This window comes from Micromonospora carbonacea (assembly GCF_014205165.1).
Lineage (GTDB): Bacteria > Actinomycetota > Actinomycetes > Mycobacteriales > Micromonosporaceae > Micromonospora > Micromonospora carbonacea.
On the sequence record NZ_JACHMZ010000001.1, the window covers coordinates 2,018,766 to 2,043,012 of the forward strand.

Consider the following 24,247-nt stretch of genomic DNA (forward strand, 5'->3'; position numbering starts at 1 on the left):
AGGTCGGCCGCCCGGGTGGCGCAGCCGTCCCCCGGGTGAAGGCCGGTCAGGTCATGGGTGCGCGGGGCGCGGTGATCCGCGGCGAGCGCGCGGGGCGGCGGGACGGTCACGGCAGGTCGATCGCCGCGTAGGTGAGGTCGAGGTATTCGAGGATGCCCTCGTGCGACCCCTCCTTGCCGATCCCGGACTGCTTCACGCCTCCGAACGGGGCCGACGGGTCCGAGATCAGACCACGGTTGATGCCGACCATTCCGGTCTCCAGCCCCTCGGCGAACCGGAGCGCCCGTTGCAGGTCACGGGTGAAGACGTAGCCGACCAGGCCGTGCTCGGTGTCGTTGGCCTTCGCCAGCACCTCGTCGTCGGACGTGAACGGGATGATCGGCGCCACCGGGCCGAAGATCTCCGCCCGGAGCAGCCGGGCGTCCTCGGGCACGTCGACGAGGACCGTCGGCGGGTAGAAGTGGCCCGGCCCGTCCGGACGCCCGCCGCCGACCAGGACCCGCGCGCCGCGGTCGACCGCGTCGGCGACGAGTTCGTCGATCTGGGCGACCGACGCCTCGTCGATCAGCGCCCCGACGTCCACGCCGTCGTCGAGACCGTGGCCCACCGACAGCGCGCCCATCCGCTCGGCGAAGCGCGCCGTGAACTCCTCGCGCACCGGCTCCTCGACGTAGATCCGGTTGGCCGCGATGCAGGACTCCCCGATGTTGCGCATCTTGGCCACCATGGCCCCGTCGAGCGCGACGTCCAGGTCGGCGTCGGCACACACGATCAGGGCCGCGTTGCCGCCCAGCTCCATCGAGGTGCGCAGCACGTTGTCCGCGGCCTGCCGCAGCAGCACGCGCCCGACCTCGGTCGACCCGGTGAACGAGAGCTTGCGGGTCCGGCTGTCGGCCAGCAGCGCGGAGACGACCTTGCCGGAACGCCTGGTGGTCACCACGTTGACGACACCCGGGGGTACGCCGACCTCCTCCATGATGCGGGCCAGCAACAGCATGGTCAGCGGCGTCTGCGCGGCCGGTTTGGTGATCGTCGTGCAGCCGGCGGCCAGCGCGGGAGCGATCTTGCGGGCGCCCATGGCCAACGGAAAGTTCCAGGGCGTCACGAAGACACACGGTCCGACCGGCTTCGGCACGGTGAGGATGCGGTATCCGCCTGCGGGAGCGGTGCCGTAGCGCCCCTCGACGCGTACCGCCTCCTCGGCGAACCACCGGAAGAACTCGGCGCCGTAGGCGACCTCCGCCCGCGCCTCGGCGAGCGGCTTGCCCATCTCCAGCGTGATCAGCCGGGCGATCTCCTCGGACCGCCCGGTCAGGGCCCGGTACGTCGCGGTCAGCAACTCCGACCGCCTCCGCGGCGGGGTCGCCGCCCACCCCGCCATCGCGCCGCTCGCCGCGTCCAGGGCGGCGAGGCCGTCGACGACGTCGGCGTCCGCCACCTCGGCGATGGTCTTGCCGGTGGCCGGATCCTCGACGGCGAAGGTGGCTCCGCTGGCGGCGGCGCGCCAGGCGTCGCCGATCCGCAGCCGCCGGTGCTCGGGGGCCAGGACGTTCGTTGGGTCGCTCATCGCGTCGCCTCCTGTGATCTTCTTGGTCATGTCCGGCGCGCGCCGGCCGCAGTCGCCGGCCGCAGTCGCCCGCAGTCGTCCGCACCGTCGGCGGTGCGGCTACCGCCCCGCCCCGGACAGCGACAGCCCGGTGCCCGCGTCGAACAGGTGCGCCCGGTCCAGGTCGACCGTGACCTGCACCCGTTCGCCCGGCGTGCCGGTGGCGGTGGGTCGTGCCTTGACCTTGAGGATCTCGGTCCCCACCCGGACGTCGACCACCGTCCGGTCGCCGAGCGGTTCGAGCCCGTAGAGTTCGCCCGCCAACGACGCGTCCCCGCGCTGCTCGACGGAGAGGTCCTCCGCGCGTAGGCCCAGCAGCAGCGCCCGGCCCTCCTCCGCCGTGGTCCAGCGGGGCCGCGGCAGCGTCCAGCCCCCCGCGCCGACCAGGCGGTCCCCCTCGGCGTGGCAGGCGAGCAGGCTGATCGGCGGGCTCCCGACGAACCCCGCGACCCACTGGTTGGCCGGCCGCTCGTACACCTCGGTCGGCGTGCCGACCTGTTGCACCTTCCCCTCCTTGAGGACCGCGACCTGGTCGGCCATGGACAGGGCCTCGACCTGGTCGTTGGTCACGTAGACGAAGGTCGCGCCGAGGTTGCGGTGGATGCGGGTGAGCTCGGTGCGCATCTCGACGCGGAGCTTGAGGTCGAGGTTCGTCAGCGGCTCGTCCATGAGGAACGCGCGCGGGCGACGGACCAGCGCCCGGGCCAGGGCGACCCGCTGCATCTCCCCGCCCGACAACTGCGCGGGACGACGCTGGAGCAGCCGTTCGATGTGCAGCAGGCTCGACATCCGCTCGACGGCCGCGGCGATCTCGCCCGAGGACGCGCCGCGTGCCCGCAACGGCGACGCGATGTTCTCGAAGGCCGTGCGTCGCGGGTAGAGGGCGTAGTTCTGGAAGACCATGGCCAGGTCGCGTGCGGCCGGGGTGTCACCGGTCGCGTCCCGGCCGTCCAGGTGCACCGAGCCGGCGTCGAGCTTCTCCAGGCCGGCGATCGCGCGCAGGGTCGTCGTCTTGCCCGCCCCCGAGGGCCCGAGCACGACGAAGAACGCGCCGTCCGGCACGTCGAGGGTCACCCCGTCCAGGGCCTGGACCTTGCCGAAGGACTTGCACAGCCCCTGCACCGCCACGGTTCCCATCAGGCCACCAGTTCTTCCGTGCGTACGTCGTAGACCGCCGGGGTCCCGCCGGTGTGCCGCAGCCCGACCGTCGCGTCGGCGGCGAACCGGACGGTCGGTGGCATCCGCACCCGCACGTCGCGCTCGCCGCCGTGGTCGACCACGTAGATGATCTCGTCGCCCAGCCATTCGGCGGAGACCACGCGGGCCGGGATCGCGCCCTCGGCCCCCGGCGCGGTGACCTCCAGCGCCTCCGGCCGGACGCCGGCGACCAGGCGACGGTCGCGCGGCAGGCCCTGCGGTGGCGTGAGCACCAGCCCGCCCTGGCCGCGCAGCGTCCCGTCGGCCACCTCCACCTCGATCAGGTTGATCGGCGGGGAGCCGATGAACGCGGCGCAGAAGAGGCTCGCCGGCCGGTCGTAGACCTCCAGCGGCGTGCCGACCTGCTCGACGCGGCCCTTGTTGAGGATGGCGATCCGGTGACCGAGCGACATCGCCTCCACCTGGTCGTGGGTGACGTAGACCATGGTCGCCCCCAGCTCGCCCTGCAGGTGCTTGATCTCCGTACGCATGTCGGCCCGCAGCTCCGCGTCCAGGTTGGTGAGGGGTTCGTCCATGAGGAACGCGCGCGGCCGTCGCACCAGGGCGCGGGCGAGCGCGACGCGCTGCTGCTCCCCGCCGGACAACTGGCGGGGTCGCCGGTCCAGCAGCGGACCGAGCCGCATCAGCCGGGCGGCCTCGGCGACCCGCGCCTGCACCTCCGGCTTGGGCAGTCCCTCGGCCCGCAGCGGGAACGCCAGGTTGTCGCGGGTCCTCAGGTGCGGGTAGAGGGCGTAGAACTGGAACACCATGGCGATGTCGCGCTCGGCGGGTGGCAGGTCGTTGACCAGCGTGTCGCCGATGCGGATGTCGCCCGTCGTCTGCCGCTCCAGGCCGGCGATGGCCCGCAGCGTGGTCGTCTTGCCGCAGCCCGAGGGGCCGAGCATCACGAACAGCTCGCCGTCGCCGATGGACAGATCCACGTGCTCGACCGCGACGGTCCCGTCCGGGTAGCGCTTGTGCAGGGCGGTCACCTCGATGCGGGCCATCAGCGTCGCACCGCCCCGAGCGTCACACCGGCGACGAGGTGCTTGCGCACCAGGTAGGCGAAGATGAGCACCGGCAGGGCGAACACCACGGAGGCGGCGGCCACCAGGCCCCAGTCCACGGTGGTGCCGCCGATGAGGCCGGCGATCGCGGGCGGGGCCGTCCGGACGTCGTCGCTGGAGGTGAGGAAGATGGCGAACACGAACTCGTTCCACGAGAAGATGAGGGCGAAGACCGCCGTCGCGGCGATGCCGGGCACGAGCAGGGGGAGGGTGAACTTCCAGAACGCCTGCAGGCGGGTGTAGCCGTCGAGCATGGCGGCGTCCTCGTACTCCGCGGGCACCTCGTCGACGAAGCCCTTCATCATCCAGATCGTGAACGGGACGTTGTACGCGGCGTAGATCAGGATCAGGCCGAGCTTGCTGTCGATGAGCCCGACCTGGCGGTACATGAGGAAGATCGGGATCACCACCACCACGGGGGGCATGAAGCGGGTGGACAGGATGAAGAACAGCTGGTCCTTCTTGGCCTTCATGCCGAAGCGCGAGTAGGCCCAGGCCGCCGGGACCCCCAGCACGGTGGCCAGCACCGTGGAGACCCCGGCGACCACCACCGAGTTGAGGAACGAGACGGACAGGGCCGAGCGGCCGCCGTCGGGGGCGACGAACACGTCCCTGAAGTGGGCCATGGTGACGTCGAAGTCGAAGAACTTCGCCGGGATGGCGTAGACGTCCCGGTTCTCCTTGATGGACGTCTCGATCATCCACAGCACCGGGAAGAGCATCACGACGGCCAGCACGGTCAGCAGCGCGATCTCCAGGACGGAGCGGCCCCGGCCGCCGAAGCGGCGCGCGGGAGGCGGATTGTCCCGGGCCGGGCCCGTGGACACGGCCTCGTCGACGGAGACGGCCATCAGCCCTCCTTCAGCTTGTTCAGGTAGCGCAGGTAGAGCTGCGTGAGGACGACGACGACGAGGACCATGAGAATCCCGTACGCCGAGGCGGTCCCGGTGTTGAAGCCCAGGAACGCGACCTTGTAGACGTGGAACGACAACGTCTCGGTGGAGACACCCGGGCCGCCGCTGGTGAGGATGTAGACGAGGTCGAACAGCCGGAACGCCTCGATGGCCCGGAACAGCACGGCGATGAGGAGCAGCGGCCACACCAGCGGAAGCGTGATGGTGCGGAACCGGAACCACTCGGAGGCCCGGTCGATCGAGGCCGCCTCGTACAGGTACCTGGGCACCGCGGTGAGGCCCGCGAGCGCGATGAGCATGATGAACGGCGTCCACTGCCAGGTGTCGACCACGATCAGGGAGACCAGTGCCGTCCGCTGCCGGGTGAGCCACTCGACCTGCCCGAGGCCGACCGAGCCGAGCATGCTGTTGATCACGCCGAACTGCGCGTCGAGCATGAATCGCCAGAACAGCCCGACCACGACCGGCGACAGCATCATCGGCACCAGGAACAGGGTGGTCAGCAGTCCCCGCCCGTGCGTACGCCGGGAGATCAGGTACGCGATGGCGAAGCCGAGCACGGTCTGCAGCGAGACCGCGCCGACCACGTAGACCAACGTCGTCAGGGCCCGGGTGTGGACCTGCGCCGACGTCAGGATGGCCGTGTAGTTGCCGAACCCGACGAAGTTGGCGGGCCCGCCGCGGGTGGCCGAGTAGTCGGTGAACGACAGGTACAACGCCCACAGCAACGGGAACACCGACATCGCGAGCAACAGCAGCAGCGCGGGGGAGACGAAGGCCACGGCGAGCCCGCGGTCGCCCAGCCGGCGGGACCGGCCCCGGGCAGGCGGTGTCGCGGACGCCACCTGCCCGGGGTCGTCGGTCGTCAGGGGGACGGGGTCACTCACAGTCCGCCGCCGCCCTTGCGGCCGCTCGAGTCGAGCACGCTCTGCTGCTCCCGGGCGATGTCGTCGAGCGCCTCCTTCGGCTTCTTCGCGCCGTTGAGGGCCGCGTTCACGTTGGTGTTCTCGATGTCGACGAGGCGCGCGTACTCGGGCACGTTCCACATGTCCCGCATCCGGGGCACCGAGTCGGCGTACACCCGGTTGAACGGCCCGGCGTTGAGGAACTCGGGCGACTCCAGGGCGTCCGTGCGCGCCGGCACGCCACCGGCCGCGGCCCACTTCTTCTGGATGTCGGGCCGCTCGAACCACTTCATGAAGTTCAGCGCCTCCGCCTGGTTGGCCGCGGGGGAGTAGGCCGACACGTGCATCCCCATGCCGCCGAGGGGGACGAGGTTCGTCTTCTGGCTCGGCAGGGTGGCGAAGCCCAGCTTGTCGAGGATCTGCTCCCGCGTGGTGCCGAGCGTCGACTGCTTCGGATCGAGCAGGCCGCCGCTCGCGGCGATCCAGTTGAACGCGATGCACGCCTTGCCCTGGGCGACCGCCGCGTTGACCTCGTCGATGAACCAGTTGCCGGAGCCCTTGGCGGTCAGCGGCTTCATCTTGTTGACCAGGACGTCCATCGCCTCCTGGCCCGCGGCGTCGTTGAGGACGCCGTCGATCTTGCGCGTCTTCGGGTCCCAGAGGTTGCCGCCGTAGACGCCGTTGACCGTGTTGTAGGTGACGGCCGCGGCGTCGGAGCCGTTGGCCTGGTGGAACGCCAGCCCGCTGACGCCCGGGTTCTCCGCCTGGCACTTCCCGGCGACCGAGATCATCTCGTCCCAGGTCTGCGGCGGCTTGTCGCCGATCAGGTCCTTGCGGTAGATCATCGTCCAGGTGTCGCCGAGCAGCGGCAGTCCGTACAGGCTGGCGTTCTCGTCGCGCTTGCCGGTCTCCGCCTGGGGGAACTGGCCGTAGGCCGCCAGCAGGTACGGGTTGTAGGCGTTGACGTCGATGTTGTTCTTGACGAAGTCGGTGAGGTCGAGGATGTTGCCGTTCGTCACGGCCTCGCCGATGTGCTGCGAGTCCAGGACCGCGATGTCGAAGTCGGTCTTGCGCGCGGCGAACTGGGTGAACATCGCGTCGTGCCAGTTCGCGTTCGGCACGGTGTTGACCTTGATGGTCGCGTTCGGCCGTTCCTTCTTGTACTCCGCGTTGGCGAACTCCTCCAGCGCGTGTGCGGGGGGCCAGTCGAACCAGATGAAGCTGAGGGTCAGCGGGTCCTTGGTGAGCTCCGGGATGGTCGCCGGGGCCTTGGGGGCGCTCGCCTGCGCGTCGTCGTCCTGGCTGTCGCCGCAGGCCGCCAGGGTGGTGGCGACCAGCAGCATGGCCGCCGTCGCCAGCCGCGCCTTTCGCCCGGGAACGGACAATCGTCCTGTCAGCTTCGGATGCCGCATCTTCTGGCCTGCTTTCTGGTGGGGGTGTGGAGCCTCGCTAGGTGCTTCGCCGAGCGGGTGCCGGATCGTCCAGGCGGGTTGCCGGGCTGTCGCGGGGCCGACCCCGCGGGGGCCGGCGTCGCGGGCGCGCCGGGACGCGCCGGGTCCTCGCGCCGTCGGGCGGCCCGTCGGCCCGTCCGGCCCGGTGCCGGCCGGGGCGGGACGTCGAGCATGCTCAGGGGAGCGTCAGGTGATCGAGTGGAGCGGTGGCAGGTGGTTCTGGCGGTGCGGGATGACGGGCGCTCGTCGGATTTCCTATACGATCGAGCGGGGCGTCAGCATGTCGCAGCGTCGTTACCGATGTCAACAGGTTCCCGAAGATGCAGGAAAGGACCTCACGTCACGATGGACGACGAAGCGATGACCGCGCGGGGCCGCAGGGTCGTGGCGGGCGGAACGTCGCCGGGGCGAGCCGGCGGCCGACTCGCCGACGAGGTGTACGACACGCTGCTCGGACAGCTGATGTCGCTGCGGATCGAGCCCGGCTCCCGCGTCACGATCGACGTCCTGGCGCGGGAGCTGGGGGTCTCGCAGACGCCGATCCGGGACGCGCTCAACCGCATGGAGGCCGAGGGGCTGGTCGTGCGGGTGCCCCACGCCGGCTACCGCATTCCGCCCCAGATCACCCGGCAACGGTTCGAGGACATGCTCGAGATCCGCCTGCTCCTCGAACCGGCGGCGGCGCGCAGGTCCGCCGAACGCGCGTCCCTGGAGCAGGTGGCCGGCCTGCGCCGGATGCTGGAGGAGATGGCGGAGCTGGAGGGGGGCAGCGGGCCCATGGCCTACGGCGCCTTCGGGCTGCGCGACGCCGCCTTCCACGATCTCGTCGCCCTGAGCGCGGGCAACCAGGTCGTCCGCGAGGCGCTCGCCCGCCTGCACAGCCACGTGCACCTCTTCCGGCTGCTCCACGACACCCAGGTCACCCACCTGGCCATGGCCGAGCACGAGGAGGTCGTGGCCGCGATCGCCGCCCGCGACCCCGACGCCGCCGCCTACGCGATGCGGCGACACATCCTGCGGTCCGGCGAGCGGTTCCGGCGACTGTTCGACGAGGTCGAGGACGCGGCGGCAGTGGCGGTGGAGGCTTGACGGGCGGGCGGGGCAGGGGAATGCTAGCCCCACCGGATCAGATCGGATCTGATCGCGTCCGCCTCACCGCCCACCGCCACCAGATGCGAGGAGAAGCAGGTGCCCAGAGCGCTGCTCCTGACCGGCGACGCCGCCGAGGAACTCGACACCATGTACCCCTACTACCGCGTGCAGGAGGGCGGCTGGGACGTCGACGTCTCGTCGCGGACGAGACGTGACGTGCAACTGGTCATCCACGAGTTCGACCCCAACTCCGACGCCTACGTGGAGAAGAACGGCCGGAAGCTCCCGGTCGACGTGCCCTGGGCCGAGGTCGACGTCGAGCGTTACGACGCCCTCATCATCCCCGGGGGGCGCGCCCCCGAGTGGATCCGGGTCGACGCCGACGTCAGGCGCATCACCGAGCACTTCTTCGCGCGCAACCTTCCCATCGCCCTGGTCTGCCACGGCGCGCAGGTGCCAGCGGTGTACGGGCTGCTGAAGGGCCGGAAGACGGCCTGCTTCCCGCCCATCACCGGTGACATGGAGAACGCGGGCGCGACGGTCATCGACGCTCCCGACGTCGTGGACGGCAACCTCGTCTCGTGCCGGGGCTGGCCCGACATGCCGCAGTTCGGCAGGGCGATGATGGAGGTCTTCTCGAAGTCCGTCAACCCCGCGTCGGCATGAGCACACCCGGCCGGTCCCGGTGACGGCACTCCGCACCGTCACCGTCGACGGCTGTCCCGTCCACGTCTTCGACAGCGGCGCGGGGCCCACGGTGCTGATGCTGCACGGCTCCGGACCCGGCACGACCGGGTCCGGAGCCTGGGCGACGACGGCGCAGGCGCTGGGCACGTCCTGGCGCGTGCTGGCTCCCGACCAGGCGGGGTTCGGCCGCACACCCGTCCCGGAGGGGGCCCGGGGCGGGCTCAAGCTGTGGACGGAGCAGGCCGCCGGCCTGATGGACGCCCTCGGGGTCGAGCGCTACGCCGTGGTGGGTCACTCCATGGGCGGGGCGGTGGCGCTGGCGTTGGCGGCCGCGCGCCCTGAGCAGGTCACCCGTGTCGTGGCGGTCTCGACGATGGGCGCCCCCGGGGCACCGCTGTCCGCCGATCTCGACGCGATCTGGGCCGCCCCCGCCGGCCCGCTCGGGGCCCGCGACATGCTGCGCCGCCTCGTCCACGACCAGGCGCTCGTGACCGACCCGGCCGTCGAAGCCCGGGCCGCCGCGATGCGGGCGGGGGCGGCCGCGTACGCGTCGTTGTTCCCGCCGCCCCGGGCGCGCTGGGCCGACGACCTCGCCCTCCCGGCGCGGACGCTGGCGGCGGTCCGCGCCCCGGTGCTGCTCGTGCACGGCGCCGAGGACCGGGTCACCCCGCTAGCGGCGTCGACCCTGCCCCTGCTCGGGCACCTGGCCGACGTCCGGCTGCACGTGCTCGGCCGGTGCGGGCACGTGCCGGCCGTCGAGCATCCGCACGAGTTCCGGCACCTGCTGTCGTGCTTCCTCGGGCCGGGGCGCTAGGGGCCGGTGTGGATCAGCGCCGCCCACAGTTCCGGGCGATCCGGGTGCGCGCGTCGCACCCGGTCGACAGCCCGGTCCAACGCGACGGCCGCGGTGTCCGCGTCGAGGCGCTCCCCGGCCCTCAGGCCGGCGTAGACGTCGTCGGCGACCTGCGCGGCCACCCGGTCGGAGACCGCCCACTGGCTGCCGATGACGTGCCGGAAGCCGGCCATCTGCAACGCCGCGGTGAGATGGATGGCCTCGTCGGGCAGGTCACGGCCGCCCGCCGCGGTGCGGCACGCCGAGAGGTAGGCGAGGTCGGCGCCGCCGGCCGACCGGCTGCGGGCGGCGAGACGGCCGGCCAGGTCCAGGACGCTGAGCCTGCCGTCGACCAGGCGGAGGGCGGCCGCGCTGGGTCGCTCGAAGTCCTGGTCGCCGTGACAGGCGAAGTGCGCCCACCCGTGCTGTCCGAGCGCGGTCAGCACCCCCTCGACGGTGGCGTTGCGGCCGGTCAGCACCCGTAGGCCGGGCACGTGCGAGCTGACCGCGCGCAGCTCGTCGCTGACCGCCGGCAGCGGCGCCTGGCCGGGCAGCACGCCGAGTCCCACCGCGAACGCCCGCGGTGGTCCGGGCGACGCCGAGGCGGCGCGGGCGCGCAGCAGCGCCGTCAGGCTCGGGGTGTACGACGACACGCACCGAGCGGCGACCGAGATCCGGCGTTTCGCGGCGAGCGGCGCGCTCGCCCCGAACCGGCCGGCAGCGTGCAGCGGCAGCATCGTCAGCGGCCCGGTCGGGCACCACCACACCCGGTGCCGCCGATCCGGCGCGCTGCCGAGGACGTCGTCGAGGGCCGCGCAGACGGGCTCCCCGACGGTGTCCCAGAGCCACCGTTGCAGCGTCACCAGCGTCTGGCGCAGCGCGACCCGCTCGGCCGGCCCGCCGCCCTCCTCCACCGCCCGCTGGGCCTTGAGGAACGCCACGGCGCGCTGCTGTGCCGTGTCGTGGGACAGCCACGGCAGCGGCACCGCGCGTACCCCGTCGGCGGTGACGATGATCGCGTCGCTGCGCCACCGCGAGGTGTTGACCAGCACCGCCGCGCCGCCGGCGGTCGCCGGTTGCAGGTCGGCGAACGACGGCGGACGGAGGAAGCCCGCGAAGCCCGGCCGGCGGCGGGCCTCGGCCACGAGCTGCTCCCAGCGCTCCGCCAGCCGGCGGCGGTGACCGGCGTCCTCGGTCTCGGCGCGGTGCGGTCCGCCCAGCGCGCTGGTCAGCAGGTCGCGGCCCAGCTCCCAGCCCGGGTGGGCCGGCAGCTCGACGAGCTGGGCGGCCTCGGCGCCGTCCAGCTCCCGGCGCGTCCGGTCGAGCTCGTCGGCGAGCACGGGCGCGACCGCGGCCAGCTCGGACAGGTCGCTGCGGGTCTGCAGGGCCTGCGACCACAGCACCTGACGACCCTGCTCCAGCAGCTCCACCGCGCGCTCCGGCTGCCCGGCAGCGACGACCCAGGCGGCCGCGTCGCCGGCCAGGCCGGTCACCGTGGTCAGCCGCTTCTCCTGCACGGCGCGGTCCAGGCCACGCCACGCCAGCAGCGGCAGCAGTTCCACGGCGGCGACGTACGCCTCCAGGGCCAGCTCCGCGTCGCCGGCCTCGGCGGCGGTCCGCGCCCAGGTGCGGGCCGCGGTCATCCTGATCTCGACCGCGCCCGCCCGGGAGGCCGCCGCCGACCGCCACATGCCGACCGCGGCGTCGAGGTCGGCGGGGTCGTGCGCGATCAGGTAGCGGGTCCGCAACGCCATGCCGAGCACGTTGAGGGCGCGCGCCCGGTCCGGGTGGCCGGGAGAGAACCCGGCCAGGGCGGCCATGCCGGTCTCCACGGCGTCACTGACCCCGGCCGGGTCGCTGCTCATCCGGGCCCGGACGAGCAGCGAGTGGGCCAGGTTGACCAGGTGGCCCGCCCGCTGCGTGTCGGCCGTCGGCGAGTCGACGGCCTCCCGGGTGCTGCGGATCGCCTCGTCCAGGTGCCGCGACGAGTTGCTGCTGAGGCCGTGCATGACCAGCAGGGCGCCGTGGGTGGCCAGCAGTTGCGCGCGGACCGCGCCGACGGCCGGCAGGTCCTCGACCACCCGCCGGCTGACCCGGACCGCCTCGTGCAGGTCGGCGTCGTCGCCGTCGGCGCTCACCCAGCGCTGCACCAGCGCGATCACCAGCACGCCGTTGAGGGCGGCCCGGTCGACGTGCCGTTCGGGCATGGCGGCCAGGCCGTCCCGGCAGTGCGCGATCGCCTCGTCGAGGTCGCGTCGGCCGCCGGTCCGGGCGAAGCGCATGACCAGGCAGAGCGCCAGCAGCTGCCGGGCGGTGAGCGCGTGGTCCGGGTCGGTGGAGCGGTGGATCTCCCGGCTGAGGCGGACCGCGGTGTCGATGTCGGCCAGCCGGCCGAACCGCTCGAAACTGAGCCGGTACACGTTCACACAGCGGATCAGCACGTCCGTGCGGAGGGGGTCGCTCTCGCCGGCGGCGGCCACCGCGACGTCCGCGTGCCGTCTCGCCACCGACAGGTCCGACACCTCGCGCCGGTGCTCGAAACGGAAGCCGACGACCGAGGCGAGCTGGGCGTTGACGTACGGCCACCACGGGTCGTCGGGCGAGGTCAGCGCCGTTGCCTTCGTGGCGACGGCCACGGCGGCGTCGAGGCGCGCCGGGTCCGAGGCCCGGCCGCGCAGCATCAGCACGGTGGAGAGCGCGGCGAGCACGTCCACCCGGGACGGATCCTCCGCGAGGAGGCCCCGCGCCAGGCCCTCGGCCCGGACCAGCAGCGACTCGTCACCGCTGTCGTTGTAGGCGACGACGAGCGGGTCCACCGCATCGGCGGATCCCGCTGCGGATGGCACCGACTCAGTAGATTCGACAGGAGCCGGGGCGTCAACCGACGGGAGTGTCGTGGATGGAGCAACGCCGTCTGCTGGCCCAGCTGTGCGCCGCCGTGCCGATCCTGCGCGAGCACGCGGAGGCGGGGCTGTGGACCGACCTGCTCGACGAGGCGCTCGACGACCTGGCCGCCGGCAGACCGGTGGCCGAGGTCTGCCGGCAGCTCGGCTGGGCGGTCGAGGCCGAGGCTGAGACCGAGACCGAACGCGGCGTCGGCGAGTCGGTTCCCGACCACGCCGGGGGCGCCCGGCTGGAGGGGCTCGCGCCGGTGGTGCTGGACGGCGGCTACCGCTGCCCGCGTCACCGGTGCACGCGCCGGGCGCACCGCGACGACCAGGGCCGGGTGCCGCACTGCGCGCTGGCCGGGACGCCGATGACGTACCGGTCCGAGCCATGATCGAAGTGCTGCTGGGCGAGGTCGGGCGGCGCATCGAACACCGCTGGCTGACCCGGGCGTTCGGCCCCGCCCTGCTGTGGTGCGCGGTGGCCGCCTTCGCCGTGCTGCCGGGTCGCGGCTCCGTCCTCGACGTACCCGGCGCGGCGCGCGCCGCCGCCGACGCGCTCGATCACCTGAAGGGCCGGGTCAGCCTGGCCGTCGTGGTCGGGGCGCTCGTCGTCGCGGTCGCGGCGGCGGCCGCGGTCGGCGCGCAGGCGGCCGGCGGCGTCGTCCGCCGCGTCTGGCTGGGCGTCTGGGCCGGCCCGGCGAGCCGGATCGCGGCCGCGGTGACCGCCCGCCGGCGGGCCGCTGCCCTGCGGCGGCTCGCCGCGCAGCGCCGGGTGGTGCCGGCGGTGTACCTGCCCGCGCGTCCGACGTGGATCGGCGACCGGCTCCGGCTTCTCGACGACCGGGTGGCCGCGCAGTACGGGCTCCGCCTGGGCCTGATCTGGCCGCGGCTGTGGCTGCTGCTCGGGCCCGACGGGCGGACCGACGTGCTACAGGCGCGCGACCGGCTCGACCGGGCCGTCGGCTCGGCCGGTTGGGCGGTGCTCTACCTCACGCTGACGCCCTGGTGGTGGCCGGCGGCCCTGCTCGGCACGGTCCACGGTGTCGTCTCCTGGCGACGGGCCCGGTCTGCGGCGGGCCTGTTCGCCGACATCGTGGAGGCGACCGTCGACCTGCGGCACCGCAGCCTGGTCGCCGAGTTGGGCTTCCCGGTCGAGGAGGGCCGTCCGCTCGCGCCGTCCACCGCCGACGCCGTCAACGACCTGCTGCACAAGGGTGCCAGCGGTCACGGGCAGGAGGCCCACACCGGTGCGGCGAGCGAGTTGACGCGGTATCCGTCGCCGTCCCTGGCGAGCGACAGCCGGGAACGCCGGCAGCCGGCTGACGAGCCGGCGCCGCGCGGCTCGAACACCACGTTGACCTGAGGGTTCCCGTCGGCCGCCGTGCGCAGCCCGATGATCTTCGCGCCGGCGAACGGGCCCCGCTTCGTCAACGCGGCGACGCGGGCGGCCTGGGTCCTGCTCGGGTCGTCCAGGGGCGGCGTCTCGTTGTTGATCGAGCAGAGGAAGCTGCGGACGGCGAGGACGGCGGCCTTCGTCCGGGCGGACGTCCGGTTCAGGCCGGCTCCCACCCTGACGTCGGTGAGGAGACAGACCTCGATCAGGGGAAGCCGGTCGCCGAGGTCGGGATGGGTCGGCAGGGACAGGTCGGGATATCCGGGCAGCCCCGCGGAGCTGCCGGTGGGCAGGACCAGACCGGGAATCCCCGTCGGCGACCCGGGGTAGGCGAACGGCGGGGCGGTGTTCCGCCACAGTCCGGTCGGCAGGTTCTGCCGGGTCGTGGGCGACGGCTCGCCGTTGGCGGTGAGCAGGCCGACCAGCGCCGCGATGGCGGCGAACGCCGCGACGACGAGCGGACCCCAGCCCCGGGTGGCCGGTCGGGGGCTCGCCGCCCCGGGCCCCGGGACGACCCGGCGCACGGGGCTCCACCGGGGCGCGTTGCGGCGCGTCGGGCCCCGGCGCGGCGGGGGAGCGGCCGGTTCCGCCGGCGGTGGCGTCGGCGGCGTGCGTCGGATGCTCCGGTCCAGGGCGCCCAACCACTGCTCCGGCGTCGGCCGGCGGTCGGGGGCGGGGTCGAGACTCCTGCCGGCGAGGGCGACCAGCGGCCGGTCGAGCCGCCGCCGGGCCGCGTCCGGGTCACGTGTCTGCTGGTCACCGGCGAACAGGCGAACCGCGAGAAGCCCGAACTTGAACGCGTCGGTGGCCGGCGTGGCCAGCTCCTCGGCGTCCGCGTCCGGCACGTGCCACTCCGGGGTCTCGGCCTGCGCCAGCACCGAGTCGCCCGCCAGCCGCATCGCGTCGCAGTCGATGAAGTAGCACCGGGGCCGGCCGTCGAGGCTGAAGAGCAGGTTGTTCGGCGACAGGTCGCCGACGCAGACGCCGAGCCGGTGCAGCAGGGTCAGCGCCTCGCCGGTGTCCCGCAGCAGCTCGAGGCGCATCCGGTCGTCGACGTGCAGCCCGCGGTCGAACAGGTAGTCGTCGCTGTTGAGGAGGTACTGCACCTGCGCCAGGACGGTGTCCGGCCCGCGCGGCAGCCGGAGCCGGACCCGGAACCGGTCGGGCACCCGTGGCATCAGGAACCCCCGGACCGTGCCCTCCTTGCGGACGACCGCGGTGGGCCAGGCGGCGAGACCGAGCAGCGCGTCCGCGTCCGGTCCGGCCTCGGCGGCGAGCCGGACGAAGCGGTTCAACGTGGCGACGTCGACGTCGTCGACGAGCCGGCTCGCGTACTCCTTGTAGACCCACCGCGGATCCTCGGCGAGGGCGTAGACCGTGCCCTGGCCGCCGGCGCCGATCCGGGTGCGCGGGCCGAGGGCGGACAGGCTCACCTCGGGCGGCAGCGGGCTGGTCATGGCCGACCGGGCGACACCGGCCAGACGGCCAGCACGGTGCGATCGTCGTCCGACGACCCCCCGGCGAAGTCGAGCATCCAGGCGAGCCGGGTCATCGGAGGTGGCGTGGCCAGCCCGTCGCCGAACAGCCGCCCGAGGTCCCCGGTGCCGTCGCCGAGCGGCTCGGCGAAGCCGTCGGTGGCCAGCACCAGCACGTCGCCCTCGGCGATCGTCACCTGCACCGGGTGGACCTCGGCGGGCACCCGGGGCAGCGCGGCGACGCCGTCGGGGAGCAGCTCGTCCTGCGGGTCGGACAGCGCGGCGAACAGCGGCTCCCACGTGCCGTCGCGCAACCGCCAGGCGGCCGAGTCGCCGACCCGGACCAGCTGGGCGACGGCCCGACCGGCGTCGTCCGGCCGGACGAGGGCGACGACCACGGTGCTGGCCAGCAGCGCCTCGGCCCGCTGCGGATCGGGTTCGCCCAGCTGCCGGCCGGCGTACTCCACGAGCGCCCATCCCGCGCACCGCAGCAGGTCGTGCCAGTCGACGGCGGCGTCGGCGCGCAGCAGATAGTCGACGACCGTCCGGCACACCATGGTGGCGCCCAGGTGGGACAGCGGGGCGTTGGAGACCCCGTCGGCCACCACCGCGATCACCGAGCCGGCCGCCGTGGCCAGCGCGAAGTCGTCCTGCCGGGGCACGCCGGACGCCCGGTGGCCGGGCCCGCGCACCGACGCCGCGCGCACCTCGAAACCGGCCGTCGCCCAGCCGTCGATCACCGTGTCCGACCGGTACGGCTGCGTCTGCGGGGCGCGGGCCGGCGACTCCGGGCCCGGTGACCCGATCTGCGGAGGCGCCCAGTCGAAGGTCACACCACGTCCACGGCCATCCGGAAGCTGTCCGGCCGCTCCACGACCAGCTCCGCCGTGTCACCGCCGACGGCCTGCCCCGACCGGATGACGCTGCGGGTCAGGGCGGTGCAGAACTCGGCGATCGCGAAGCCCACCTCCACGCCCGGCGTGGCCACGAACGCGAACTCCGGCCGGGTCGCCACGTGCAGGATCGTCTCGGCGCGCGCCTCGCCGATGCCGCACGCGATGATGTTCGGCGCGGTCGGGTTGCGTTCCCGGTCGACCAACTCGGCATAGACCGGCTCCCACTCGCCCGGATCGGTCGGTTGCCCGTCGCTGAGGAAGAACACCGCCGGCCGGTGCACCGCGAAGCCCTCCCGCTTGAGGGCCCGCACATCGGCCGGGATCCGATCGATCAGCAGGCCGAACGCGACGCCGTAGGCGGTCCCGGCCCGCACCGACAGCTGCGGCAGCGCCGTCTCGTTGCGCAGGTCGGACAGCGCCGAATGGACGATCACGTCCTCGGAGAAGCCGACGATCGAGAAGCGGACCTTGGCCGCCGCGAGGGGCTCGCGCAGCAGTGCGTCGTGGAGCGATTGGAGCCCCGCGTTCAGCTCGTCCACGACCGGAGTCATGGAGGCGGACTCGTCCGCCACCAGATAGACCGGCAGCACCCGCCCGGCAGTCTCCGCCATGCACACCCCCGCAACCATCGCAAGTGGACGGCCCCAACGTAGCACCGGCTGGCTATGCGGGGGTGGCGTCGGGGCGGGGCACGGGCCGCCGGCTCAGGAGGCGGCAGGCCCGGTCACGATCCCTGCGGGGGGTCGGCCGGCTGCTGCCCCGGCCAGAACGGCCACTCCTCGAACGACCGGCACCGACCGTCGTCGGCGAATCGCACGACCCACAGGTCGCGGTACTCCTGCTCGACCGGATCGCCGTAGCGGACCTCGTGACGTGACACCGCCGTGTCGCCGTCGACCGCGACGATCTCCCAGGTCATCTGGAAGACCTCGTCGGGCCCCGTGCGCTGTTCCTCCCACATGCGGGCGATGGCGGGCAGACCCACGACGGGCGTCCAGTACGGCCCCTGCTGATAGCTCGCGTCCTCCGTGAAGATCGTGACCAGCGTGTCCGTTCCCGGTGTGCGCCACGCCTGCTCGTAGGCGGCGAGCCAGTCGCCGACGTGCTTCCTGTCCATGCACCACAGCCTGCCATCCCACCGCCCGTCGATCCTCCCATCCGGGCCACCGGCCCGGACCAGCGCGGGAACGGGCGCCAGAGTGCGCGGGTGTCAGCCGCAGCAGCAGTCGTCGGTGGCGGTGGCGGGTGACGTGGCCGGCGCGGTGGTCGGGGCGCAGCAGGTGTCGCCGCGCCAGGCGTCCCTGCCTTCCTTGACCGCCACGGCGGCGATGACGAGGGCGGCGGCGGGGTCGGCCCACCACCAGCCGAACAGCGAGTTCACCGCGAGCCCGGCCAGCAGGACGGCGGACAGGTAGGTGCACAGCAGGGTCTGTCTGGAGTCGGCGACGGCGGAGGCGGAGCCGAGTTCGCGGCCGGCGCGTCGTTGGGCGGCGGAGAGCAGCGGCATGACCGCGAGGGAGACCGCGGCGAGGGCGAGGCCGACGGTGGAGTGCCCGGCTTGGTCGCCGTCGATCAGAGCGTGGACGGATTCGACGGTGACGTAGGCGGCGAGGGCGTAGAACGAGACCGCGATGACGCGCAGGGCGGCGCGTTCGCGGCGTTCGGGGTCGACGCCGGAGAACTGCCAGGCCACGGCGGCGGCCGACGACACCTCGATGACGGAGTCGAGGCCGAAGCCGATCAGGGCGGTGGAGGACGCGCGGGCGCCGGCGGTGATCGCGATGATCGCCTCGACCACGTTGTAGGTGACGGTCGCGGCGACGAACAGCCGGATCCGGCGGGTGAGGACTGCCCGCCGGGCGGTCGACGGGGGGGTGGTGGGCAGGGCGGTGGCGGCCATCAGCAGCACCCGTCCCGGTCCGCGGCGGGGCAGACGGCGGGGTCCACGGCGACGACGAGGCCGAGCAGGTCGCTCAGGGCGTGGGCGAGCCGGGGGTCGGCGAGCTCGTAGCGGTTGCGGCGGCCCTCGGGCACGGCGACGACGAGGCCGCAGCCGCGCAGGCAGGCCAGGTGGTTCGACAGGTTCTGCCGGCTGGTGCCGAGGGCGTCGGCGAGTTCGGCCGGGTAGCCGGGGCCTTCGCGCAGGGCGAGCAGGAGCCGGGCGCGGACCGGGTCGGACAGGGCGTGGCCGAAGCGGGCGAGGGCCTGCCCCTGAGTCAACGTCTGCACCCGGCAATGATACATCGTGCTATGAATTAACGGACGGCTGTATCGTTGGGTCGCGCCGCCGCGTGGTCACCGGGCGTCGGTGGTGTCCGTGCCGGTCGTCCCGGGGCGGCCGGTCAGACACGCCCGGGTGGCCGCCGTCGCCGGATGGTCGACGCCGAACCACCTGGTCTGCTCCCTGAGCAGCCGTTCGAGGAGGTCGGTGGCCTCGGCGTGGCGTCCCTGGCCCTGCAGGGCGCGGCCGAGCCAGTAGCGGGGGCAGTTGTCGAGGGTCTCCGGGTGGTCGGGGCCCAGCAGGCGGGCACGAGCGGCGACGACCGTGCGCAGCACCGCCTCGGCCTCCTCGTGGCGGTTGTCGAGCACGTAGCCCTCGGCGAGTGAATGGTAGGCGTCGAGGACCTCCACGTGGTCGTCGCCGAGCACCGCCCGGCGGTCCGCGATCACGCTCCGGTACTCGGCCTCGGCCTCGGCGGGGGATCCGGTGCGCCACATCGCCCAGGCGAGGCAGCACCGGGTGTGCAGCGTGTCCGGATGGTCGGCCCCCAGCAGGCGTCGACGTGCTTCGCCGACCGCGGTCAGTCGGGCTCGTGTCGACTCCCAGTCCCCGGTCCTGCCGATCGACCAGGCGAGCTTGTGGCGCACGTCCAGCACGGGCAGCGGCGGCGGGTCCGCCTGGCTCTCCCAGGTCCGCAGCACCGAGGCCAGCATGGTGCGGGCGGTGTCCCAGTCGCCGTTGCGGCCGGTCGCCCAGGCCAGCTCCGCGCGGAGGTTCAGGCGCGCGGGGTGGTCCTCGTCGAGGGGGGTGGTGCGGGCGAGCGCATGGGAGGCGAGTTGTCCGCTGGCGTCGGCCGCGCCGCTCCACGCCGCGGCGGCCACCAGCCGGGCTGCGACGTCGAGCAGCGCGGTGAGGTGCTCGTCGTCGAGGTAGGCCAGGCTCGTGTCGAGGAGCTGCCGGACGTGCGGGCTGACGATGGCGGCCAGTGGCCAGGTGCGGCTGTCGTCGGAGCGCAGCGGAGCGAGTGCCGCGACGACCGCTTCCACGGCCGCCTGGTGCGGTGCGCCGGCGGCCCGGCTGCGGCTGGCCTCGCTGACCAGCGGATGCAGCGACGCCGTCCGGATCCGCGTCCCGTGCCGCTCCAGGTGTCCTTCGGCGACGAGGCTCAACTGCGCCAGCCCGCGGAGCGCGGTGTGCAGGTGCCGCTGGCGGCCGGCTTCGTCGGCGGGGCCGCCGAGCAGCGCGTCGACCGCCTCGCAGGCGAGGAGGTCGACCGGGATCGGCAGGTTCGGGGCGTAGCAGGACAGCAGCCGGAGCAGCGGCGTCGCGTGCGGCAGGCCCTCCCCGGTGAGACTGGCCAGGGAGATCTCGAAGGTCGTTGCCGGGACCTGGCGCGGATCCGGGGGCCCGCCGACGCCCCGGTCCACGTGGAGCAGGCCGGTCACGTCCCCTGCGTCGAGCGCGCTCTCGTAATCCGCGAGCGACTCCCATCGGGAGAACTCCCAGCCGATGTCGCTGCCGGCGACCTTGAGCGCCAGCGGCAGGCCGCCGAGGCGGCGCGCGAGGCGGCGCGCCGCCGCCTCGCTGCCGCCGCCGGTCAGGTCCAGCAGCATCTGCGCGGCCGGTCCCTCGGCGAGCGGCCCGAGCCGGATCACCTCGGCGGCGCGTCCCCACGGGTGCGGGCTACCGACCCGGCTGGTGACCAGGACCAGCCCCTGTCCGCTCGGCCGGAGCCAGCCCGTGCCGTCCAGTGCGCCGAGCACCCGCAGTTCGTCGGCGTCGTCGATGACCAGCAGCCAGCCGCGACGCGCCCGGGACAGCAGCTCCCACCAGAGGTCCCGGGCGCGCGCGGTGCCCGCCCGGAGTTCGTCGGCGTCGGCAGGGGTGGCGCCGAGGGTCTCCGCGACGTGGACGATCCCGTCGGCGAACGTCTCCGGCGTGCGCGCCGAGATCCACCAGGCGCTGCGGCCGCGCCGGGCGGCCGCGTGCTCGTGCAGGGCCAGCGCCAGGGCGGACTTCCCGACCCCGCCGAGGCCGGCCAGCACCCGGAACCGTCCTCCCGGACGGGCCAGCGCCGACCGCAGCCGGGCCAGCTCGGTCTCGCGTCCGTGCAGCACCCGGGGCGCATCACCGGTCGGCGCGGTCACCGATCGGCGCGGCGGGCCCGCCGCGACCCCTTCGGCCTGCGGCGTCCGCTGGCGCAGCGGGAGCCAGACACCGAGCACGCCGGCCACCGCGCCCAGCACTGTCGTGACCGTCGCGACGACCGTGGCATCCAGGGCGAGGGCGGCGGCAACGACAGCGGCCACGAAGAGCGCGCCACCGATCAGCCGGAGTCGGGGCTGGTGGGAGCTGAGGTGGACTGCCACCACCAGCATTGTGGTCGGTCGGATCAACCCCGGTCGCTGCCTCGGGCACGGCCCGGCGGGGCGGCGCGGCGACGGTGGTCCGCCGCCGGGGGATCAGTGGCCTGCGCTGCGCGAACCCCACCTCCGCCACCGACGGCGGCGGAGGTGGGGCAGCGTTCACCACGGGGTACGGGCACCCGGCCCGCAGGTCGACGCGGGCTAGGAGTGCGGCTTGTCGACGTACCCGATCTCCTCCAGCTTGCCGTCGATGAGCCGGTAGGTGGCCGTCCGCTCGATCACCAGCTCGACCATCGAGGCGTCGTCGGGCCGGGTCAGGTAGACCACGTGCGCCTGCCCGGCGCTGATGGTGACCTTCTCGACCGGGGTGCGGTCGCCGAGGTCGACCGTGCCGACGTAGGCCGGGACGCCCTTGACGTTGCGCCAGAGCACGATGCCCCAGAACTTGCCCGTCCCGCCGCCGTCGAGCATCACCGCGCGCACCGCGTCGGCGGCGCCGTCGCCGGTCAGGTCGCCGATCGCGCAGGGGGGTTGCAGGGCGACCACCACGCCGTCCTCACCGGCCCAACGCCCCTCGGTCAGCGGGATCGGGTCGGGGTAGTCGTTGTACCGCACCTTGGCGCTGCCCAGCTCCGACTCGGCCACCTGGTCGCAGGTCAGCGCGGCGGCCTTCGCCGGCGGGGCGGCGGTCGGCGAGACGTTGTCGTTCTCGCTGCTGCCATCGCCGAACGGCTCGTCGGTCACCGGTGACTCCGACGGTGTGCTGCTCCCGCCGGGGTCCGGCGTGGTGCCATCGTTGATCTCGATCGTGCAACCGCCCGCCACGAGGACCAGGGCGAGCGCGGCCAGCGGCAGCAGCGTCCTGCGCATGTTCTTCCTTTCGATCAGGTCGGCCGCAGCGTAGTGCGCCCCCGCCACTTCCCGGCCGGCCCCCGCGTGCGGCGCGCGGGCCCCGGCGCGGCCCCACCGCGCGGCGACCTGGCCGGGGCGGCCGCCCCGGCTGTCCACGGTGGCGTCCGGCCAGGGACGCGCCGCGATGCGTCAACCGATGCCGTCGACGGCCGCCCGGAGCGCATTGATCGACGGGTCCCAGCTGAAGTTCAGGACGGGCAGGCCGGATGCGGCGGCATTGCTGTCGCCGCCGAGGACCACCGCGCGCGGCTTGCCGGTGCCCTGGGGGACCACGAGATACCAGCTGCCCCGTACGTTGGCGATGAACACTTCGTCTACCTCCTGGTCGGGTGGGTTGGGGGTGGCGACGTCTCCGACGTAGCTCTCGAAGTCCGCCGTCGCGCCGAAGTTCGTCGGACTTCCGGTGTTCAGCCAGAGGCTCGTGTGCACGTGCGGCCCGACACCCTGGTCGCTGCCGTTCGCCGAGGCGCCGGAGTAGGCGATCGTCTGCCCGCGCGACACGCGTTGACCGGTCGAGACGGCGACCGCCGACAGGTGCAGGTGCCGGGTGTAGTTGCCGTCGTCGTGGGCCATCCCCACGACACGCCCGGTCGCGGTCGAGGTGTCGGTCTTCACGTAACGGATCGTGCCGTTCGCCGCAGCCACGACGGGCGTGCCAGTGCCGACCGCGTAGTCGGTGCCCGGCTCGCCCGAGGGCGGCGTCCGGTTGCGGTGGTCCTGCCAGGAGCTCGAGATGCGGACGTTCCCGCACGGCCGCTGATAGCTGCCGGCGGCCCGGGCGGAGCCGGGCAGCAGGGCGAAGGCGGCCGACACCCCGGACGCCGCCAACGCGGCCCCGGTGATGAACCCCCGCCTGGACAGCCCGCGCAGGTAGGCGACGCCGGCGAGCTCCTCCGGCCGCAGCTCGCCGGGGCTGACACCGTGCGGGTCGGGGCGAGGCTCCTCGTTGAGGATCATCAATGCAAACTAGGGCTACTTCCGGTGCGGGGCAAGGGGTGCTGAGCCTCGGGCGGCAGGCGGGGACGCTCCGCGAGGGCTTCGGCGCCGGTGTCTGCTCCCCGCCGGGGCCGCGTGCGATCAGACGGCGTAGGGCTGAACGCGTTGCTCGTGGCGAGCGTGCCTGAAGCTCAGCTCGTCGAGATTGCCCCTGAGGATGATCTCCTGTGTTTCCCGGAGAAATCGGCACGGTTCCAGGCCGAGCTCCTCGCGGATCTGCCGTCGCGCCGTCTGGTACACCTCCAGGGCGTCGGCGCGGCGACCGGACTGGCTGAGCGCCTCCATGAGGAACGCGTAGAGCTTCTCCCGGAGCGGGAACTCGGCGATCAGTCCGTACAGTATCCGCACGGCCTGGCTGCTCTGGTCCGAGGCGAGCAGCGAGCGGGCCAGCATTTCGGTGCACTCGACCCGCAGTTCCTCGGCCCAGTTGGCGAACTCCCGGATGATCGGCCCTTTGTAGGAGGAGGCCTGGACCGGCTCCCGCCAGTACCGCAGCGCCTCGGTCAGGGTCTCGACGGCCAGGTCGTGCCGGTGGACCGAGCGCTGTAGGCGCGCCTTCTCGGCCAGGGCCACGAACAGTTCGAGGTCGAGTTCGTCGCCGCCGAGCTCCAGCATGTAGCCGGGGGCCCGCGTCGTTATGACGCAGTTGTTGCGCGAGAACCTGTTGAGCACCTTGCGGAGCTGGGACACGTACACGTGGATGGAGGCCCGGGCTCGGATGGGAGGCCGGTCACCCCACAGTTCCGTGGCTAGCTGATCGAGAGACAGAATGTGTCCGTTGCGGATCAGGAGCGTCCGCAGCAGCACCTCCACCTTGTGCGTCCCCACCGATGGCGTTTCCTTGCCGGCCGTGATGCGAACGGGACCAAGAATCTCGTATCTCAAGCCGTGGCCTCCAAGTACTCCAATCGGAGCGACGCGACGATAGCAGACCCCATTCTGGCGGAAAACAGTTTCTTCTCGCGCTTAGGCGCAGATCGCCGCCCCCGTCCGGCAGCTGTTCATTCGAGCCGGACGAACTCTAACAAGCGGCTTGTTGTGCAGCAAACGGCAAAACTTGTGTGATCTACGACACACCATGGCCGCGGGCCGATTCACCTGGGATTTTATTGGGATTTTAGCGCCGCAAGAAGTGGCTTGTCGGACTACCGCAGTGTATGTCAGACATGCTGTTAACGCTCTTCTTGCAGTTGCGCAGAGTTATGTTGGGCGCAATTCGCAAGCGATGATCATGGTCGATGGATTTCTGTGCGCGTGGCGGATCCGACGTCGTTGGTCGCGTCGGGGCGGCCCCCTGTCGTGGCACCGTTCGGCCTTGCCCTGCCGTGGGCCGGGGCTCCGCGTCGCGG

The 24,247-nt window shown here is 73.1% G+C and carries 21 protein-coding genes; 4 read left to right on the top strand and 17 right to left on the bottom strand.

Annotated features, from left to right (window positions below; all coding sequences use genetic code 11):
- Positions 1–106: 106 nt before the first annotated feature.
- The 6 genes from HDA31_RS08940 to HDA31_RS08965 form a co-directional block, all read right to left on the bottom strand.
- The gene (locus HDA31_RS08940) at positions 107–1,567 is read right to left on the bottom strand and encodes an NAD-dependent succinate-semialdehyde dehydrogenase (RefSeq protein ID WP_178065625.1); all 1,461 of its coding nucleotides are present in this window, start codon (positions 1,565–1,567) and stop codon (positions 107–109) included.
- A 99-nt stretch (positions 1,568–1,666) separates the two neighbouring features.
- Positions 1,667–2,743 (bottom strand): ABC transporter ATP-binding protein, encoded by a 1,077-nt coding sequence (locus tag HDA31_RS08945; RefSeq protein WP_178065624.1) that lies wholly within the window; start codon positions 2,741–2,743, stop codon positions 1,667–1,669.
- Positions 2,743–3,810, bottom strand: a complete 1,068-nt coding sequence (locus tag HDA31_RS08950) for an ABC transporter ATP-binding protein (protein ID WP_178065623.1) — start codon at positions 3,808–3,810, stop codon at positions 2,743–2,745. The genes HDA31_RS08945 and HDA31_RS08950 overlap by 1 nt, the downstream gene beginning before the upstream one ends.
- Positions 3,810–4,721 (bottom strand): carbohydrate ABC transporter permease, encoded by a 912-nt coding sequence (locus tag HDA31_RS08955; RefSeq protein ID WP_178065622.1) that lies wholly within the window; start codon positions 4,719–4,721, stop codon positions 3,810–3,812. The genes HDA31_RS08950 and HDA31_RS08955 overlap by 1 nt, the downstream gene beginning before the upstream one ends.
- Entirely contained in the window at positions 4,721–5,671 is a 951-nt protein-coding gene (locus HDA31_RS08960; protein WP_178065621.1) for a carbohydrate ABC transporter permease, read from the bottom strand. The genes HDA31_RS08955 and HDA31_RS08960 overlap by 1 nt, the downstream gene beginning before the upstream one ends.
- Positions 5,668–7,101 (bottom strand): sugar ABC transporter substrate-binding protein, encoded by a 1,434-nt coding sequence (locus HDA31_RS08965; RefSeq protein ID WP_178065620.1) that lies wholly within the window; start codon positions 7,099–7,101, stop codon positions 5,668–5,670. The genes HDA31_RS08960 and HDA31_RS08965 overlap by 4 nt, the downstream gene beginning before the upstream one ends.
- A gap of 384 nt (positions 7,102–7,485) precedes the next feature.
- Here HDA31_RS08965 and HDA31_RS08970 point away from each other — a divergent pair, with 384 nt between their 5' ends.
- The 3 genes from HDA31_RS08970 (at position 7,486) to HDA31_RS08980 (ending at position 9,733) form a co-directional block, all read left to right on the top strand.
- Positions 7,486–8,229, top strand: a complete 744-nt coding sequence (locus tag HDA31_RS08970; protein WP_178065619.1) for a GntR family transcriptional regulator — start codon at positions 7,486–7,488, stop codon at positions 8,227–8,229.
- Positions 8,230–8,328: 99 nt separating this feature from the next.
- Positions 8,329–8,898: a DJ-1/PfpI family protein gene (locus HDA31_RS08975; RefSeq protein ID WP_178065618.1), complete on the top strand. Its 570-nt coding sequence runs from the start codon at positions 8,329–8,331 to the stop codon at positions 8,896–8,898.
- A 19-nt stretch (positions 8,899–8,917) separates the two neighbouring features.
- Positions 8,918–9,733: an alpha/beta fold hydrolase gene (locus HDA31_RS08980; protein WP_178065617.1), complete on the top strand. Its 816-nt coding sequence runs from the start codon at positions 8,918–8,920 to the stop codon at positions 9,731–9,733.
- On the opposite strand, the gene HDA31_RS32905 is transcribed toward HDA31_RS08980, so the two are convergent.
- Positions 9,730–12,597 carry a CHAT domain-containing protein gene (locus tag HDA31_RS32905; protein ID WP_178065616.1) on the bottom strand — a complete coding sequence of 956 codons (2,868 nt, stop codon included), beginning with the start codon at positions 12,595–12,597 and terminating at the stop codon, positions 9,730–9,732. The two genes, HDA31_RS08980 and HDA31_RS32905, sit on opposite strands and share 4 nt — an antisense overlap.
- A 53-nt stretch (positions 12,598–12,650) precedes the next feature.
- Between HDA31_RS32905 and HDA31_RS08990 the strand changes: the two genes are divergently transcribed.
- A complete protein-coding gene (locus HDA31_RS08990) occupies positions 12,651–13,031 on the top strand; it encodes a hypothetical protein (RefSeq protein ID WP_178065615.1) in 381 nt (126 codons plus the stop codon).
- 832 nt (positions 13,032–13,863) lie between these two features.
- On the opposite strand, the gene HDA31_RS08995 is transcribed toward HDA31_RS08990, so the two are convergent.
- The 10 genes from HDA31_RS08995 to HDA31_RS09040 all read right to left on the bottom strand — a co-directional run bounded on the left by HDA31_RS08995 (position 13,864) and on the right by HDA31_RS09040 (position 23,783).
- On the bottom strand, positions 13,864–15,489 hold the full coding sequence (locus tag HDA31_RS08995) for a protein kinase family protein (protein WP_178065614.1): 1,626 nt from the start codon (positions 15,487–15,489) through the stop codon (positions 13,864–13,866).
- Positions 15,486–16,340 carry a protein phosphatase 2C domain-containing protein gene (locus tag HDA31_RS09000; protein WP_178065613.1) on the bottom strand — a complete coding sequence of 285 codons (855 nt, stop codon included), beginning with the start codon at positions 16,338–16,340 and terminating at the stop codon, positions 15,486–15,488. The genes HDA31_RS08995 and HDA31_RS09000 overlap by 4 nt, the downstream gene beginning before the upstream one ends.
- Complete coding sequence (locus HDA31_RS09005) at positions 16,337–17,014, bottom strand: vWA domain-containing protein (RefSeq protein WP_178065612.1); 678 nt, start codon at positions 17,012–17,014, stop codon at positions 16,337–16,339. The genes HDA31_RS09000 and HDA31_RS09005 overlap by 4 nt, the downstream gene beginning before the upstream one ends.
- 113 nt (positions 17,015–17,127) lie before the next feature.
- A complete protein-coding gene (locus HDA31_RS09010) occupies positions 17,128–17,520 on the bottom strand; it encodes a nuclear transport factor 2 family protein (protein WP_178065611.1) in 393 nt (130 codons plus the stop codon).
- 93 nt (positions 17,521–17,613) lie between these two features.
- Complete coding sequence (locus HDA31_RS09015; RefSeq protein WP_178065610.1) at positions 17,614–18,303, bottom strand: cation efflux transmembrane domain-containing protein; 690 nt, start codon at positions 18,301–18,303, stop codon at positions 17,614–17,616.
- Positions 18,303–18,632 carry an ArsR/SmtB family transcription factor gene (locus HDA31_RS09020; RefSeq protein ID WP_311774350.1) on the bottom strand — a complete coding sequence of 110 codons (330 nt, stop codon included), beginning with the start codon at positions 18,630–18,632 and terminating at the stop codon, positions 18,303–18,305. The genes HDA31_RS09015 and HDA31_RS09020 overlap by 1 nt, the downstream gene beginning before the upstream one ends.
- Positions 18,633–18,698: 66 nt before the next feature.
- A complete protein-coding gene (locus tag HDA31_RS09025) occupies positions 18,699–20,993 on the bottom strand; it encodes a tetratricopeptide repeat protein (RefSeq protein WP_178065608.1) in 2,295 nt (764 codons plus the stop codon).
- Between the two features lie 198 nt (positions 20,994–21,191).
- Complete coding sequence (locus HDA31_RS09030) at positions 21,192–21,998, bottom strand: hypothetical protein (protein WP_178065607.1); 807 nt, start codon at positions 21,996–21,998, stop codon at positions 21,192–21,194.
- Between the two features lie 33 nt (positions 21,999–22,031).
- Entirely contained in the window at positions 22,032–22,859 is an 828-nt protein-coding gene (locus HDA31_RS09035) for a M23 family metallopeptidase (RefSeq protein ID WP_178065606.1), read from the bottom strand.
- Between the two features lie 120 nt (positions 22,860–22,979).
- A complete protein-coding gene (locus HDA31_RS09040) occupies positions 22,980–23,783 on the bottom strand; it encodes an AfsR/SARP family transcriptional regulator (protein ID WP_178065605.1) in 804 nt (267 codons plus the stop codon).
- Positions 23,784–24,247 lie beyond the last annotated feature (464 nt).

What these genes read in the sequence shown, in the direction of transcription:
- HDA31_RS08990 (WP_178065615.1), top strand. Translation starts at nt 12,651, where the DNA reads ATGGAGCAACGCCGTCTGCTGGCCCAGCTGTGCGCCGCCGTGCCGATC.
- HDA31_RS09005 (WP_178065612.1), bottom strand. Translation starts at nt 17,014, where the DNA reads ATGGCGGAGACTGCCGGGCGGGTGCTGCCGGTCTATCTGGTGGCGGAC.
- HDA31_RS08940 (WP_178065625.1), bottom strand. Translation starts at nt 1,567, where the DNA reads ATGAGCGACCCAACGAACGTCCTGGCCCCCGAGCACCGGCGGCTGCGG.
- HDA31_RS08950 (WP_178065623.1), bottom strand. Translation starts at nt 3,810, where the DNA reads ATGGCCCGCATCGAGGTGACCGCCCTGCACAAGCGCTACCCGGACGGG.
- HDA31_RS09035 (WP_178065606.1), bottom strand. Translation starts at nt 22,859, where the DNA reads ATGATCCTCAACGAGGAGCCTCGCCCCGACCCGCACGGTGTCAGCCCC.
- HDA31_RS09010 (WP_178065611.1), bottom strand. Translation starts at nt 17,520, where the DNA reads ATGGACAGGAAGCACGTCGGCGACTGGCTCGCCGCCTACGAGCAGGCG.
- HDA31_RS08945 (WP_178065624.1), bottom strand. Translation starts at nt 2,743, where the DNA reads ATGGGAACCGTGGCGGTGCAGGGGCTGTGCAAGTCCTTCGGCAAGGTC.
- HDA31_RS08970 (WP_178065619.1), top strand. Translation starts at nt 7,486, where the DNA reads ATGGACGACGAAGCGATGACCGCGCGGGGCCGCAGGGTCGTGGCGGGC.
- HDA31_RS08995 (WP_178065614.1), bottom strand. Translation starts at nt 15,489, where the DNA reads ATGACCAGCCCGCTGCCGCCCGAGGTGAGCCTGTCCGCCCTCGGCCCG.
- HDA31_RS08965 (WP_178065620.1), bottom strand. Translation starts at nt 7,101, where the DNA reads ATGCGGCATCCGAAGCTGACAGGACGATTGTCCGTTCCCGGGCGAAAG.
- HDA31_RS08955 (WP_178065622.1), bottom strand. Translation starts at nt 4,721, where the DNA reads ATGGCCGTCTCCGTCGACGAGGCCGTGTCCACGGGCCCGGCCCGGGAC.
- HDA31_RS09015 (WP_178065610.1), bottom strand. Translation starts at nt 18,303, where the DNA reads ATGGCCGCCACCGCCCTGCCCACCACCCCCCCGTCGACCGCCCGGCGG.